Genomic DNA, 14,586 nt, shown 5'->3' on the forward strand with positions numbered 1-14,586 from the left:
CGGTCGGATGGCGGAGGGTCGGACCATTGTGGCGCAGGGCTAGGTGGCAGGATGCCGCCGTGACGACAACCGAGATGATCCGGACGAGGACCCATCGCCCGGCATGGGCGCCGATCTTGACCGGGGTCGTTACCGCCGTGATCGGACTGATCCCGTGGGCGATCACCGGCATGCGGCTGCCGCTGCAGAACCTCTGGGCTGGTGAGGTGCTCCCGGAGCAGATGCCGATCGCCCTGCTGCCGTTCAGTCAGTACACGTTGCCCCAGACGGCCGGCATGCTGGTCGTGGGCGGCGCCCTCGCCGGACTCGCGGCGCGCAGCCGTGTGCTTTCGCCGGACCCGAGCGGTCGCACCCGCTCAGCGGCCTTCGCTGCCGCCGGATACCTCGTGGTGGTGGGAGTTGCCGTCGCCCAGACGACTCGCGTGGTGGCCGCCGGACTGTCGGACGACACTCGCTCGAGCCTCTACCTGGCCGGCCTGCTCGCCGCCGTCTCGGCCGCCGTCGTGTGCGCGCTGGTGGCGGCGGTGCTCCTCGCTCGTGCGCCACGCGGTGGAGCGACCCTCGGTGCGACGGCCGGTGCGCTCGCGGCCGGGCTGTGGCTGCAGATGCTGGTCGCGCCGATCGGCACCCCTGCCTACTCCGAGGCGGACATGCTGGTGCTCCGGTACGCGCAGTGGCTGCCGGCGGTCCTGGTCGGCGGGGCGCTCGCCTGGTGCGGGGTGCGCACGGTAGCGCGGACCGTCGCCTGGGCGGCGTCCCTGCTCGCGCTGTGGTTCCTGCCGGCTGCGATGACGGCGATCAGCTATGCCGTCGGCTCGCGCATACTGGCCGCGCAGCCGAACGAGATGCTCGACGCGGGCGCGTCCGTGCTCACCGCCGCGCTCGGACCGGACGGCATCTCCTGGCGGTACGCCGTGCTGGCGCTTGTCATCGGGGTGGTCGGTACGGTGGCGCTGAACCGTCGACGTCGTCCCTGACTCGTCCGCGCGTCGGAGTCAGTGGCGCGTAGACGCGCCCTCGAGCGCTCGCTCGCGCGCCACTCGCGCGTTCGCGCGCCGATCTGCTCAGGCGAGGTACTGGCCGTTCGTCCCGTTCTCGGTCGCCCGGAGCTCGCCCCGCAGCCGCGCCATGGTCTCGTCGAGCTCGCCCGCTGTGCGAGCGGCACTGCTCAGTTCCTCGAGCAGCGACGCCGGCACGGCACCGTCGTACTTGTAGTGGATCTGATGGTCGACGGAGGCCCAGAAGTCCATGGCGATGGTGCGGATCTGCAGCTCGACCGGCACGTTCTCGGTGCGGTCGGAGAGGAAGACGGGAATCGTCAGGATCAGGTGCAGGCTGCGGTAGCCGTTCGGCTTGGGGGCGGCGATGTAGTCCTTGACCTCGAGGATCGTCACGTCCGCCTGAGCCGCGAGCATGTCCTTGATCCAGTACACGTCGGAGATGAACGGGCACACCACCCGCGCGCCGGCGATGTCCTGGATCTTCTCCGCGATCGACTCCAACGTCGGCTCACAGCCGCGTTTCATCGCCTTCGACATCATCGACTCGGCCGACTTCAGCCGGGTGCGCACGTGCTCGATCGGGCTGTGACTGTGCGTCTGCTCGAACTCCTCCTGGAGGATCCGCAGCTTGGTGGTGATCTCGTCGAGCGCGAACTTGTATCGCAGCCGGAACCGCGTCAGCTCGCGCTGCAGCTCCCGCAGCTCGGCCGGCAGCACATCCCGTGCGGCGCCGTCGTCCTGACCGAGATGCTCGGCGACCCGCTGCAGGATCATCTCCGGCTGCATGGAGGCTGGCTCGTGCATGACTTCCTCACCACTGGGCGACTCGGCCCACCCATCATCTCCCGAAAGCCGCGATGCGTGTGCAGCGCTCAGCTCGCCCCGACCGTGCCCAGCAGCGCCACAGCCGCGAGGGTCACGACACCCCAGAGAAGACCGCCGAACAGCAGGGGACGGGCGCCCGCCCGCCGGATCCCGGACAGGTCGGTCGTCAATCCGATCCCCGCGAGCGCCGTGGTGATGAGGAAAGACGAGGCGTGGGCGAGGGGCGGTTGGGCGGCCCCCGGGATCAGGCCTGCGCTGTTGGCGCCGACGACGAGAGCGAACCCTATGAGGAACCACGGCACCAACCGCCACAGGGATGGCCTGGCCCCGTCCACACCGGCCGGCCGGCGGGTGACCAGGACGGACAGCACGAGGCAGATCGGGATGATCGCCAGGGTCCGGACAAGCTTGACGACGACGGCGGTGTGCGTGGCGGCGTCGCCGTAGGCCTCGGCAGCAGCCACCACCGAGGAGGTGTCGTTGACCGCAGTGCCGGCGAGGATCCCGAAGGTCTCCGCATCCATCCCCAGTCCGCGGCCGAGCAGCGGGAAGGCGATCACCGCCGCGACGTTGAACACGAACACGGTCGTCAACGCGTAGGCGAGCCTGGACGGCGCCGGTCGCACGATCGGCGTCACGGCGGCGATTGCGGACGCGCCGCACACCGCGGTGCCGACGCCGATCAGCGTGCGCAGATCACGATCGACCCCCAGGGCGCGGCCGAGCAGAGCGGCCGCGAGGAGGCAGACGGCCAGCGTGCCGACCGTGACGGGCAGCGCCTGACGGCCGGCCCCGACGACGTCCGTGACCGACACCTGCACGCCGAGGAGCACGACGGCGACCTGCAGGCCCCAGGTGGAGGCGATCCGTACCCCGGCTGACCAGCACTTCCGGATCCGTCGCGGGACCGCGGTCGCGACCACGACGCCGGCGACCACACCGATGACCGGCGCGCCCGCGAGCGGGACGACCCCGCCGAAGGCGGTGGCACCGACGGCGAGCACGACGCAGACCCCTAGGCCGGCGGCAGGTCCGCTCAGGCGCGTCGATGCCGGCCGGTCCTCGGTCGGTGTCCCCGTACCGGGGCGGGGCAGGGGACGCGGTGACGGCACGACGCCATCCTCGCTGCCGCGAGATGGCCGTGGTAGCCACTGGTTCTCGGTATATCCATAGGCAGTCGCTATGGCAGAGTCGGTCCGTGGACGTCACGTTGGACGAGGTGCGCCTCCTCGTCGCCGTCGCCGACCGCGGCAGCATCTCCGCCGCTGCGCGTGTCTTGACGATCAGCCAGCCCTCGGCCAGCGCGCGGATGCGGCAGCTCGAACGGCGCCTCGGCCTGGAGCTGGTCGACCGGCGCAGCCGCGGTGCGGTGCTCACCGCCGACGGGCGCGCGGTCACCGACTGGGCCAGGGCCGTGGTCGAGGCGGCCGACGTCCTCGTCACCGGGGCGGAGGCACTGGCGGCAAACCAGGACGAGCAGCTCAGCGTCGCGGCGAGCCAGACCGTGGGGGAGTACCTCATGCCGGCCTGGCTGGCCGCGCATCGAGCTCGTCGGGACGCCGTCGCCGTGCGTTTGCGGGTGACCAACTCTCGAGACGTGGTGGCTGCGGTGCGCGCACGAGAGGTCGACCTCGGATTCGTCGAGTCACCGACCGTCCCGTCCGACCTGGCACGCCGCCGGGTGGGTACGGACCGGCTGGCGCTCGTGGTGGCCCCGAGCCATCCGCTGGCCAGGCGCCGCCGCCCGTTGTGCCGCGACGAGCTCGCCGGCCTTCGCCTCGCCTCGCGTGAGGACGGCTCCGGCACTCGGGACACCCTGGCTCGGGCGCTGGGCCGACCGATCGAGCCGGTTCTGGAACTCGACTCCAACGCGGCCGTCAAGGTCGAGGTGCTCTCCGGCGGCTACCCGGCGGTGCTCAGCGCCCTTGCGGTCTCGGGCGAGCTGCGCGACGGCCGCCTCGTCGAGGTCGCGATCGACGGCGTCGATCTGCGTCGGATCCTGCACGCCGTCTTCCGCCGTGGTGCCGGGTTGCCGGCGCCGGCCTCGGATTTCCTCGCCGGCGTCGTCGGCGGACGCTGACTACTGCGCCGGCCGGGCGCCGTGCCGTGCGGGCGCCTCAGCGCACGGCGTAGCGCAGGAAGACCAGGCCGCGATCGAATCGGCGTTCCTCGGTGAGCTCGAGGTCGAGGCGGACGCCGGGCGGGAAGATCGGCGTCCCGCCGCCGACGACCACGGGAACGACCACCCGCTGAACCTCGTCGACGAGGTGCTCGCGGAGCGCGGACGCGGCCAGCGTGGGACCGTCGACGGTCAGATCGCCGCTCGCCTCGGCCTTGAGCCGGCGCACCAGGCCGGCGTCGAACGATCGTTCCAACCGGGTCCGGCGCGTGGTCACCGTGGGGAGCGTCGTGGAGAAGACGACCTTGTCCGCGGCCCGCCACACCTCGGCGAAGCGGGCCGAGGCGGGCGACTGTTCGGCGGCCTGCGGGTCCGTCTCCCACACCGCCATCTCCTGATACATCCGACGGCCGTAGAGGTGGGTGCCGACGCCTGCCAGCTCCTCGTCGAGGAACCACACCAGATCCTCGCCCGGGACGGCCCAGGCGTAGCGGCCGTGCTCGTCGTTGAGGTAACCGTCCAACGAGCCGATGACCGAGTAGATCAGCTTGCCCATGCGTGCCGCTCCTGTCCGGGTCTCGCCGCTTCGTCGCCTCTGTCCGTCGCGCCGTCACGACGATCCCACCGGTTGTGATTCACAATCAGCTGGTCCGAGCGTACGGGCAGGCGAACGTAAACTGCAATCAGTTCCCGCTGCATCGCAGACCCCGACTACGAAAGGTGCGGCATGGCCGACGAGCACCGCTCCGGCTGTCCCATCAACCTCTCCCTCGAGGTCATCGGGGACACGTGGTCCCTCCTGGTCATCCGGGACATGATGTTCGGCAACCGCCGCCACTTCCGCGAACTCCTCACGCGCTCCGAGGAGGGCATCGCCTCGAACATCCTTGCCGAGCGTCTGCGGCGCCTGGTGCGCGCGGGCGTCCTGAGCCGGGAGCAGGACCCCACGCACAAGCAGAAGCAGCTCTACAGCCTCACCGAACGTGGCATCCAGCTGCTCCCGGTGCTCGCCACGCTCGGCGCCTGGGGGAGCCGTCACCTCCCCGTGACGCCGGAGCTCAGCGTGCGCGCCGAGCTCCTGGACCGGGGCGGCCCGGCGATGTGGGAACGGTTCATGGACGAGTTGCGCGAGATCCACCTCGGGATACCACGGCCGCCGGGAGCGCCGTCGGTGTTCGCCGAGCTGCAGGCGGCCTACGAGGATGCCGTAGCCACAGGTCAGGACGCGGGAGCCGAGCAGCCCTGACGGACTCCCGCCCCCCCGGCGGGCGCCGCGGGCCCGGGCGACCTATCGTCGTCAGCACCGAGACCAGGAGGTCGACGTGCGCACACGAGGATCTGTCGTTGTCATCACCGGCGCGTCCGACGGCGTCGGGCGCGCCACCGCGCTGCGCCTGGCGCAGGACGGGGCCGCCGTCGTGCTGGCAGCACGGCGTAGCGAGGCGCTGGAGGAGGTCGCGACCGAGTGCCGTCGTCGTGGGGGCCGAGCGCTCGCGGTGCCCACCGACGTGGCGCGGGAGCAGGCCGTGGCCGCGTTGGCGAACCGCGCCGTCGCGGAGTTCGGCCGCATCGACGCCTGGATCAACAACGCCGCCGTCGGCATCGCGGCACCGTTCGCCGCCACTCCGCTGACCGACATCCGCCGCGTGGTGGACGTCGACGTCATGGGGGTGGTGCACGGGATGCAGGAGGCGTTGACTCAGATGCGGCGCCAGGGAGCCGGCGTCGTCGTCAACGTCTCGTCGGTGCTCGGGGAGATCCCGGCCCCTTACGCGGGGCCGTACTCGATGTCGAAGGCCGCGATCCGGGCGCTCGCCGTCAGCGTGCGCGAGGAGCTCCGGCTCGACGGCGCGAAGGGCATCCATGTCTGTACCGTGCTCCCACCGAGCATCGACACGCCCTTCTTCGGCCACGTGGCCAACTACACCGGCCGGGCGGCTCGGCCGATCCCGCCGACGTACCCGCCGGAGCAGGTCGCCGAGGCGATCCGTTCGGTGCTTCGCCGGCCGCGACGTGAGGTGGTCATCGGGTGCGTCGGCCGCACCCTCGTCCTCAAGCACCGGCTCTTCCCGGCCGTGGTCGAGCACGTGATGGGCAGCTACGCGGGACGCACCTATCTGTCCCGGCGGCGGGTCGACCCCACCACCGGCAACCTCTACGGCGACGACGGCACGCCGCCGGCAGTCACGGGCGGCCACCACGGGCGCCGCAAGACCGCCGTGCGCAAATTCGGTGTGTTCGTCGCCGCAGGAGCGGCCGTCGCCGCCGTCGCGGGCCGACGCTGACCGGCCCGACGCAGGAGTATCTTGAGGGGTCGCGCCCGGCACAGTCATCACCTGATCGGAGGACCGATGGTCAACCTCGCCTACGTCATCGCCGGCTCGGAAGCCACCGGCGGCGCCGGCATCCAGGCGGACCTGAAGACCTTCCAGCAGCTCGGCGTCTACGGGCTCGGGACGCTGACGTGCATCGTCTCGTTCGACCCGAAGAACGGTTGGGCCCATCGCTTTGTCCCCGTCGATCCCGAGGTGATCACGGACCAGATCGAGGCGGCCACCGCCACGCACGACCTCGAGGTCGTCAAGATCGGCATGCTCGGCACGCCGGCCACCATCGACGTGGTCTCTCGTGCCTTGCAGGAGCACGCGTTCCGGCATGTGGTGCTCGATCCGGTGCTCATCTGCAAGGGCCAGGAGCCCGGTGCGGCGCTCGATACGGACAACGCGTTGCGTGAGCACGTCCTGCCGCACGCCACCGTGATCACCCCGAACATGTTCGAGTCGAAGACGCTCGCCGGGATGGACGCCATCGAGACCGTCGACGACCTGGCCGAGGCGGCTCGCCGGATCCATGACCTCGGGCCCCGCTACGTCGTGGCCAAGGGCGGTACCGAGCTGCCCGGGGACGACGCCGTCGACGTGCTCTACGACGGCGAGGACGTGCACACCTTCCGCGCACCGAAGGTGGGCCAGGAGCGGGTCTCGGGAGCCGGTTGCACCCTCGCGGCAGCGATCACCGCCGAACTGGCGAAGGGTGCCGGCGTCGAGGAGGCGGTGCGCACCGCGAAGGCTGTGGTCAACGCTGGCATCGCCGCCCGTGTCTCGGCTCATACGCCGTTCGACAGCGTGTGGCAGGGGGCGTACACGCCCTGAGGCCGGTCCTCACGCGTCACCCGGTAGGTGGGCCGCGTCGGCGCCGAGCGTCGACTCGCGCAGGACCAGTCGGTGCCCGACGCGCAGTTCCTCGGCGGGAGCATCGGGCTCCTCGATCCGCCGGATGAGCGCCTCCACGGCGCGTTCGGCGCTGGCGGTGATGTCGGGTGCGACCGTCGTCAACGTGGGGTTCGAGTAGGCACCTTCGGGAGCGTCGTCCCAGCCGGTGACCACGGCATCGTCGGGGATGCGCACCCCGTGCCGGCGCAAGGCGTACATGACGCCGACGGCGATGAGGTCGTTCGCGCAGACGACGGCGTCGAAGTCGGGGCCGTCCGCGAGCAGCGCCTCGGCGGCGCGCACGCCGGATTCGCGGTCGAATCGCCGCGCCGGCAGGACCCGGCTGCGCTCGACGCTGCCACCGGCGTCCTCGAGCGCGTCCCGGAAGCCGAGCATGCGCAACCAGCCGGGACCGAACCGGCGCCCCTCCTCGGCGCCGACGAACACCGGTGACGTCCGTCCGAGCCCGAGGACGTGGGCGGTGATCTCACGACCGGAGCGCTGGTTGTCGATGATGACGTGATCCAGGTGCGAGCCGTCGGCCCGCTCGCCGAGCAGGACGAGGGGGAGCGGTCCGTGCGAGCTGGTGACATGGGCGCTGTCGAGCCCTTCGGGGCGCAGGATGATGCCGTCGGCGAACTGGGCGTCGAACCCGCCCGCGACGTAGCGTTCGGTCGCGGGATTGCCGTTGGTCTCATTGATGAGCACGGTGTATCCGCGAGACTCGGCGGCGGCGATGATGTTGTGCGCGAGAGCCGCGAAGTACGGCATCGTCAGATCGGGCAGCGCCACGGCGAGCAGGTGAGTCCGCCCCTGGCGGAGTTGCCGGCCGGCCAGTGACGTGCGATAGCCCAACGCGGCGATCGCCTCCTCGACGCGTGCTCGCGTCTCCGGCCGCACGTTGGACCGGTTGTTCACCACGTTCGAGACGGTCTTCCACGAGACTCCGGCCCGCTCGGCGACGTCCTTCACGCTCGGTCGGCGGCTTCGCCGCCGCGGCACGTCCTCGCTCTGGCTCACGCACACCCCCTGACGACCATCGGGCTGGCCGAGTCTACGGCGGCGGCACGTTGACGAAGCCGCCCACCGTCGCTACCTTGCGTTCTAACGTTAGAATACAACGTTAGAACGCCCGCGAATTCAGACCAATGGAGGTCAGCGATGTCCACGTCCGGAACCAGGCGCCGCCGGTCTGCGGCAGTCGTGAGCACCGCATTGCTCGGCATGTCCGTGGCACTCGCCGGATGCGGCGTCGGAAACCAGAGCTCAGGTGGCGGCGGGGGCGCTGCCGAGGGCGGCGGCCAGATCCGCGCCACGTGGTGGGGAGGAGACTCGGAGAACCAGGCGCTCAATGCCGCGCTCGACCGATTCACCGAGGCCGGCGGCGTCGAGGTCGCCCGGGAGACCCAGGCCTGGGACGGCTACTGGGATCGGCTCGCCACACAGACTGCCGGCCGTAACGCGCCCGACCTCATCATGCAGGCCGGGAGCCAGATCCCCGACTACGCGGGCCGCGGCGCCCTGCTGGACCTCAACGAGGTCGACGGGCTCGCCTCCGACGTCGTCGACGAGGGGCTGCAGGACTTCGGCGCCGTGGACGGCGAGCTCTACGGCGTCGTCGCCGCCGCGAACGCCATGGGCCTCGTCACCAACGACGAGCTCCTTGCCGACGCGGGCGTCTCGCTGCCGGACGGGCCCTACGACTGGACGCAGCTCGCCGAGGCGGCCGTCGCCGTCTCCGATCAGCTCGGCGACGGCGTGTGGGGCATCCAGGACGGCGGCGGGGACCTCATCCTGTTCATCCTGGCGGTACGGGACGACGGCAGGCAGTTCTACGCCGAGGACGGTTCGCTGCGCGCTACCCGTGACGACCTCACCTCGTGGCTGGAGTACTGGCAGGATCTGCGCGACCGCGGCGGTGCACCACCGGCCGACGTGACCGCCGAAGGGCAGGGTGAACTGCCGAACGCTCCGCTGGCTCAGCAGCGCGCGGCCATGGGATTCGGCTGGACGCAGGACTACGTCTCCTACACACGCCTCGTCGACGACGACCTGTCGCTCACCCTGCCGCCCTACAACGCCGACCACCCCAGTCTGTGGATGAACGCCGCGAGCCTGTGGTCGATCTCGTCGACCAGCGAGAACCCCGACGCGGCCGGGCAGGTCATCAACCACTTCCTCACCGACTCCGGCGCGATCGAGGACCTCGGCGTCTCGCTGGGCATGCCGCCGTCGCAGTCCGCGCGCGAGCAGCTCGACGGCACGCTCTCCGACGAGGAGCAGGAGGCGATGGACTACATGGACGAGGTGGCCGAGACCTCCACGCCTCTCAACCGCCTGTGGCCGGCGGGGTTCGCCGAGCTGCGCACGCGGCTGAGCGAGCTCAACGAGGCGGTCGCCTTCGGTGAGATGTCGATCCCCGAGGCCGTCGACGCGTTCTTCGCGACGGCCGCCGAGGTCGAATGACCGGCCGGCCCGGGACCCCGGCGCCGACGCTCGAGCGCCCGCCGGGCCCTGACGGCGGGGCGGCGCGACCCCCGGCGGCGCCCGCGCCCGTGCGCCGAAGGTCGAAGCGCCGCCGGGCCTCGGCGATCGCGGGATACCTGTTCCTGCTGCCCTGGTTCGTCGGGCTCGTCGGGCTCGTCCTCGGGCCCATGATCGCCTCCGCCTATCTGTCCTTCACCGAGTACGACCTGTTCACCGATGCCCGCTGGGTCGGTCTGGCGAACTACTCGCAGGCCCTGACCTCGGACGCCGACTTCCGCCAGTCGGTATCCGTGACGCTGACGTACGTGGGCGTCTCGGTTCCCCTCCGCCTGGCGGTCGCGCTCGGGCTGGCACTGGTGATGAACCGCGCCATGCGCGGGATGACCTTCTATCGCTCGGTGATGTACCTGCCCTCACTGCTGGGCGGCAGCGTCGGGATCGCGGTGCTGTGGCGGCAGTTGTTCGGCCGCGAGGGAGCCGTCAACGACCTCCTCGGGGTCATCGGTATCCAGGGACCGAACTGGATCGCCGATCCGGACTATTCGTTGATGACGATCATCGTGCTCGCGATCTGGCAGTTCGGGTCACCGATGATCATCTTCCTGGCCGGCCTGCGGAACATCCCGGGCGAACTCCTGGAGGCGGCGTACGTCGACGGCGCGGGCACCGTGCGGCGGTTCGTCTCCATCACGCTGCCGCTGCTCACGCCGATCGTCTTCTTCAACGTCGTCATGCAGACCATCGTGGCCTTCCAGGCCTTCACGCCGTCCTACATCATCAGCAACGGGACCGGCGGCCCGGTCGGCTCGACGCTGTTCTACACGCTGTACCTCTACCAGAAGGCGTTCGCCGAGTTCGAGATGGGGTACGCCTCGGCCCTGGCCTGGATCCTCGTCGCGATCATCGCCACCTTCACCGCCCTGGCGTTCCTCACATCCCGGCGGTGGGTCTACTACGCCGACGGGGGGCGGTGACCGATGGCCACGTCCACTGCTGTCCACCACGCGCGAGCGGGCCGACCGACCGGCTCACCGGCGTTCCGGCGCGTGCTCATGCACGCCTTCCTCGTCCTGCTGTGCGCCGCGATGATCTATCCGCTGCTGTGGATGGCCCGCGGCGCGCTCGCCCCCGAGAACGAGATCTTCAACTCCACCACCGTGATCCCGAGCGAGCTGGTGACCTCCAACGTCGTCGAGGGCTGGCACGCCAACCCGCCCGGGTTCGGGCGCTTCCTGCTCAACTCCGCGGTGGTCTCCCTCGGTGCCGTTATCGGCAATCTGCTGGCGTGCACGCTGGCGGCGTACGCGTTCGCCCGCGTCGAGTTCCCGCTCAAGCGGATCTGGTTCGCGGCCATGCTCGCCACCGTCATGATCCCGGTACACGCCACGCTCGTGCCCCAGTACACGATCTTCACCGTGCTCGGCTGGGTCGACACCTACCTGCCGTTGATCGTGCCGAAGTTCCTGGCCACCGATGCCTTCTTCATCTTCTTGCTGGTCCAGTTCATGCGCAGCATTCCGCGCGAGCTGGACGAGGCGGCCGAGATCGACGGCTGCGGCCACCTTCGACGGTTCCTCACGGTCCTGCTCCCGTTGATGACCCCCGCGCTGGCCACGACCGCCGTCTTCACGTTCATCTGGACCTACGAGGACTTCATGGGCCCGCTGATCTATCTGGCGGACATCCACCGGTACACCGTGCCCCTCGGCCTGCGCATGTTCATGAACAGCATGGGGGAGTCCTCCTACGGTCAGCTGTTCGCCATGACGACGCTGTCGCTGCTGCCGGTGTTCGTCGTCTTCATGATCTTCCAACGGCGGCTCATCGAGGGCATCGCGACCACCGGGCTCAAGGGATGAAGCCCTCGGGCCCGGCCGAGGCAGGACCACCATCACCGACGAAAGAGAGAACGTGAGACGCGTCAGTGCGGAGTACGACATCGTCGTCTGCGGCGGAGGACTGGCCGGTTTCGCCGCGGCCGTTGCCGCGGCCCGGATGGGCCGCACCGTCTGCCTCGTCCAGGACCGTCCGGTCCTCGGAGGCAACAGCTCCTCGGAGGTCCGGGTGGTGCCCCGGGGCAGCACCACGTACCACGCGTACGCCCGTGAAGGCGGCGTGGTGAACGAGGTGATGGTCGGCGAACGGATGCGCAACCACGAGCCGCTGTTCGAGAACGGTTGGGCGAACAGCGTGTGGGACCTGGAGCTGTACGACATCGCCCAGCGCACCGAGAACCTCACCCTGATGCTCAACACCATCGTCAGCTCCGTCGACGTCCGCGACGGCCGGATCACCTCAGTCACCGGCTGGACCCACTCCGCGGAGACCGAGACCGAGCTGCGGGGGCAGGTCTTCCTGGACTGCACCGGCGACGGCGTGGTGGGGGCGCTCGCCGGCTGCGAGTACCGGTCCGGAGAGGAGGCCCGCTCGGAGTTCGACGAACCGCACGCCCCGCTCGAGGCGTCCGAGGACACGATGGGCAACTCCCTGCATTTCAAGACCAAGGACGTCGGCCGCCCCGTCGACTTCGAGCTGCCCGAATGGGCCGTCGAGTACACCGACCCCGACTTCTTCTACAAGCAGGGACGAGTGCCCAACGACGTGCGCGGCGGCTTCTGGTGGATCGAGCTCGGTAAGCCGTGGCACTCCATCCACGACAACGAGGTGCTCCGGCACGAGTTGACCCGGCACGCGCTCGGCGTCTGGGACTGGATGAAGAACAAGGACCCACGCACGCGTGAGGCGACGAGGAACCTCGCGCTCGACTGGCTGGGGCAGGTGCCGGGCAAGCGCGAGAGCCGCCGCCTCATGGGGCTGTACCTGCTCACCGAATCAGACCTCGTCCGGGGCGAGCCGTTCGAGGACGAGATCGCCTACGGCGGGTGGAACATCGACCTGCACACCCCGGGCGGCATGCTCGCGCCGACCAGCGAGCCGACCGCCGCGGCGGGCTACGACCTGCACTCGCAGGCCTCGGTCACCGCGTACGTCGGACCATTCGGTGTCCCGTTGCGCTCCCTCATCGCCAAGGACGTCACCAACCTGCTCATGGCTGGCCGCAACGTCTCCGCGACGCACGTCGCACTCGGGTCGGTGCGTGTCCAGGCGACCACAGCGATCATGGGGCAGGCGGCGGGGACGGCCGCTGCCGTTTGCCTGACGAAGCAGGTTCCGCTCCAGGACGTGCCGGCGGTGGCGATCGACGACGTCCAGCAGCAGTTGCTCCGGGACGGCTGCTTCCTGCCCAACGTCCGCAACACCGACGCTGACGATCTCGCGCGGTCCGCGCGGGTGAGCTCCTCCTCGCAGGCGGCCTACCTCGGCGCGTCACCGGGCGATCGGTGGGAGGACGGCGGGCTGCGCGAGCACGTCCGCCGGGGCGTCAGCCACCTGACGGCGCTGCGTGCTCAGTGGATCCCGGTCCGGTGCGGACCGGGCGCACCCGGCCTGAGGACGGTCAGCGTGCTGCTGCGCAACGATTCCGACGTCGCCGTCGAGATCCCGGCCTGGCTGCGGAACGTGGAGCACATCTGGGACTACCGCGTCGACACCGGTTCCCCACTCGCGGAGACGGTGCTGCGCGCCGAGCCCGGCGAACACTGGGTGCCCTGGCAGGTCGACGTGGACGTGAGCGAGCCCGGGGTCGACGTCGACGGAGTGCGCTACCTGCGGCTCGATCTTGCCGCGGCCGCCGATGTGGAGTGGGTGCGCGCCGGCCGAGTGCTGCCGGGCGCGGTGTCCGCGTTCGAGATGACACCCGGACGGATGCGACGCTTCGGCGACGGCGTCACGATGAGCCATCGCGTCGAGCCCGCCCAGCATGTCTATCCCCCGGAGAGCGTGGCCCGGGGGGCGGCCCGGCCGCACCGGGCACCGAATGCCTGGCGCTCCGACCCGGGGGAGCCGTTCGATCAGTGGCTGCGTCTGGACTGGCCTCAGGCGCAGGAGATCCGCACCGTGCACCTCAACTTCGCGGGTCACCTGCTCCGCGAGTACGACCGCACGCCGACCCTCTGGCGCGACCCGCAGACCGTGCGCGACTACACGCTGCAGGCATGGACGGACGCCGGATGGACGGACGTGCTCCCGGTGCGCGGGAACGGCTACACACGGCGGGTCCACGTGTTGGCCCAGGCGATCCGCACCACCTCGCTCCGGGTGGTCGTCCATGCGACGAACGGGGACCCGGCAGCCGCGCTGTACGAGATCCGCTGCTACGCCGGCGCGCCGTGAGGAGCGCCGCCGTCCGCCTCGCGCCGGCGTGAGGCGGACGGCGGATCCGCCGCGAGCTCGGTGTACTTCGCGTTGGAGCCGCGGGCCAGGTGGGCCGGATACTTCGCGGCGTTCTTCGTGATCTTCGCGTGGACGGCCGCGTCGAGATCGATGCCGACGGCGTCTGCGAGGGAGATCAGGTAGGTGAGGACGTCCGCGAGTTCGTCGGCGAGTGCCACGCGGCCGGACTCGGTGGCGACGAGGTCACGGATCTCCTGGTCCGTGCGCCACTGCACCAGCTCGGCCAGTTCGCCGACCTCTCCGACCAGGGCCAGAGTCAGGTTCCGCGTCGTGTGGAACTGGGCCCAGTCCCGTTCCTCGGCGAAGTCGTGCAGCCGCTGCTGCACGTCGGAGATATCCATCCGGCTCCTCGGATCGCTGTGACGTCGGTCGTGGTCAGAGGCGTGGCACCACTCAGGAAGCGCTGATCCGGCCGGTCACCCGCACCCGGACCGGCACGCCGTCCACGTCGGCCGGGACCTCGACGTCGGCAGAGACGACGCCGACCTGGACGCACCAGGACTGGTCTTCGCCGACGTCGCCGGCGTGGCGGGCGTCGTCGGCCGGCGTCACGCCGAGGCCGGTGACGCCGCACACCCCGAGCAGTCGTTCCCGGAGGGCGCGCTTGGCGGCACGTGCCTGTTCGAGCGTGGCCACGCGATCACCTCCG

At 70.5% G+C, this 14,586-nt stretch carries 15 protein-coding genes; 9 read left to right on the forward strand and 6 right to left on the reverse strand.

All coding sequences use genetic code 11. The features are described from left to right. The first annotated feature begins 59 nt into the window (after positions 1 to 59). Complete coding sequence (locus ACFSE6_RS10905; protein WP_388006454.1) at positions 60 to 977, forward strand: hypothetical protein; 918 nt, start codon at positions 60 to 62, stop codon at positions 975 to 977. Positions 978 to 1,064: 87 nt separating this feature from the next. Here ACFSE6_RS10905 and ACFSE6_RS10910 read toward each other — a convergent pair whose 3' ends face one another. Together ACFSE6_RS10910 and ACFSE6_RS10915 are read right to left on the reverse strand one after the other, a co-directional pair. Next, positions 1,065 to 1,805 carry a GTP pyrophosphokinase gene (locus ACFSE6_RS10910; protein ID WP_388006457.1) on the reverse strand — a complete coding sequence of 247 codons (741 nt, stop codon included), beginning with the start codon at positions 1,803 to 1,805 and terminating at the stop codon, positions 1,065 to 1,067. Positions 1,806 to 1,873: 68 nt separating this feature from the next. Further along, complete coding sequence (locus tag ACFSE6_RS10915) at positions 1,874 to 2,938, reverse strand: YeiH family protein (protein ID WP_388006460.1); 1,065 nt, start codon at positions 2,936 to 2,938, stop codon at positions 1,874 to 1,876. Between the two features lie 86 nt (positions 2,939 to 3,024). On the opposite strand from ACFSE6_RS10915, the gene ACFSE6_RS10920 reads away from it, so the two are divergent. Then, complete coding sequence (locus ACFSE6_RS10920; RefSeq protein ID WP_388006463.1) at positions 3,025 to 3,906, forward strand: LysR family transcriptional regulator; 882 nt, start codon at positions 3,025 to 3,027, stop codon at positions 3,904 to 3,906. Between the two features lie 37 nt (positions 3,907 to 3,943). Here ACFSE6_RS10920 and ACFSE6_RS10925 read toward each other — a convergent pair whose 3' ends face one another. Beyond that, on the reverse strand, positions 3,944 to 4,501 hold the full coding sequence (locus ACFSE6_RS10925; protein ID WP_388006466.1) for a dihydrofolate reductase family protein: 558 nt from the start codon (positions 4,499 to 4,501) through the stop codon (positions 3,944 to 3,946). Positions 4,502 to 4,672: 171 nt separating this feature from the next. Here ACFSE6_RS10925 and ACFSE6_RS10930 point away from each other — a divergent pair, with 171 nt between their 5' ends. The 3 genes from ACFSE6_RS10930 to thiD all read left to right on the forward strand — a co-directional run bounded on the left by ACFSE6_RS10930 (position 4,673) and on the right by thiD (position 7,097). Continuing rightward, on the forward strand, positions 4,673 to 5,191 hold the full coding sequence (locus ACFSE6_RS10930) for a winged helix-turn-helix transcriptional regulator (protein WP_388006469.1): 519 nt from the start codon (positions 4,673 to 4,675) through the stop codon (positions 5,189 to 5,191). A 76-nt stretch (positions 5,192 to 5,267) separates the two neighbouring features. Then, a complete protein-coding gene (locus ACFSE6_RS10935) occupies positions 5,268 to 6,230 on the forward strand; it encodes an SDR family oxidoreductase (protein ID WP_388006472.1) in 963 nt (320 codons plus the stop codon). 66 nt (positions 6,231 to 6,296) lie between these two features. Then, on the forward strand, positions 6,297 to 7,097 hold the full coding sequence (thiD, locus tag ACFSE6_RS10940; protein WP_388006475.1) for a bifunctional hydroxymethylpyrimidine kinase/phosphomethylpyrimidine kinase: 801 nt from the start codon (positions 6,297 to 6,299) through the stop codon (positions 7,095 to 7,097). Positions 7,098 to 7,106: 9 nt separating this feature from the next. Here thiD and ACFSE6_RS10945 read toward each other — a convergent pair whose 3' ends face one another. Then, complete coding sequence (locus ACFSE6_RS10945; protein ID WP_388006478.1) at positions 7,107 to 8,177, reverse strand: LacI family DNA-binding transcriptional regulator; 1,071 nt, start codon at positions 8,175 to 8,177, stop codon at positions 7,107 to 7,109. Between the two features lie 141 nt (positions 8,178 to 8,318). Between ACFSE6_RS10945 and ACFSE6_RS10950 the strand changes: the two genes are divergently transcribed. Genes ACFSE6_RS10950 through ACFSE6_RS10965 form a run of 4 tightly spaced genes read left to right on the forward strand, consistent with a single transcriptional unit; the run spans position 8,319 to position 13,877 of the window. Continuing rightward, positions 8,319 to 9,623, forward strand: a complete 1,305-nt coding sequence (locus tag ACFSE6_RS10950; RefSeq protein WP_388006481.1) for an ABC transporter substrate-binding protein — start codon at positions 8,319 to 8,321, stop codon at positions 9,621 to 9,623. Next, complete coding sequence (locus ACFSE6_RS10955) at positions 9,620 to 10,618, forward strand: carbohydrate ABC transporter permease (protein ID WP_388006484.1); 999 nt, start codon at positions 9,620 to 9,622, stop codon at positions 10,616 to 10,618. Before ACFSE6_RS10950 ends, ACFSE6_RS10955 begins: the two co-directional genes overlap by 4 nt. A 3-nt stretch (positions 10,619 to 10,621) precedes the next feature. Further along, positions 10,622 to 11,503: a carbohydrate ABC transporter permease gene (locus ACFSE6_RS10960; RefSeq protein WP_388006487.1), complete on the forward strand. Its 882-nt coding sequence runs from the start codon at positions 10,622 to 10,624 to the stop codon at positions 11,501 to 11,503. A gap of 52 nt (positions 11,504 to 11,555) precedes the next feature. Continuing rightward, the gene (locus ACFSE6_RS10965; RefSeq protein WP_388006490.1) at positions 11,556 to 13,877 is read left to right on the forward strand and encodes an FAD-dependent oxidoreductase; all 2,322 of its coding nucleotides are present in this window, start codon (positions 11,556 to 11,558) and stop codon (positions 13,875 to 13,877) included. Here ACFSE6_RS10965 and ACFSE6_RS10970 read toward each other — a convergent pair. Then, complete coding sequence (locus tag ACFSE6_RS10970; protein ID WP_388006493.1) at positions 13,859 to 14,278, reverse strand: nucleotide pyrophosphohydrolase; 420 nt, start codon at positions 14,276 to 14,278, stop codon at positions 13,859 to 13,861. The two genes, ACFSE6_RS10965 and ACFSE6_RS10970, sit on opposite strands and share 19 nt — an antisense overlap. A gap of 52 nt (positions 14,279 to 14,330) precedes the next feature. Beyond that, positions 14,331 to 14,573 carry a hypothetical protein gene (locus ACFSE6_RS10975; RefSeq protein ID WP_388006496.1) on the reverse strand — a complete coding sequence of 81 codons (243 nt, stop codon included), beginning with the start codon at positions 14,571 to 14,573 and terminating at the stop codon, positions 14,331 to 14,333. Positions 14,574 to 14,586: the final 13 nt, after the last annotated feature.

Origin of the sequence: Georgenia deserti (assembly GCF_042680605.1) — a bacterium.
GTDB lineage: Bacteria > Actinomycetota > Actinomycetes > Actinomycetales > Actinomycetaceae > Allobogoriella > Allobogoriella deserti.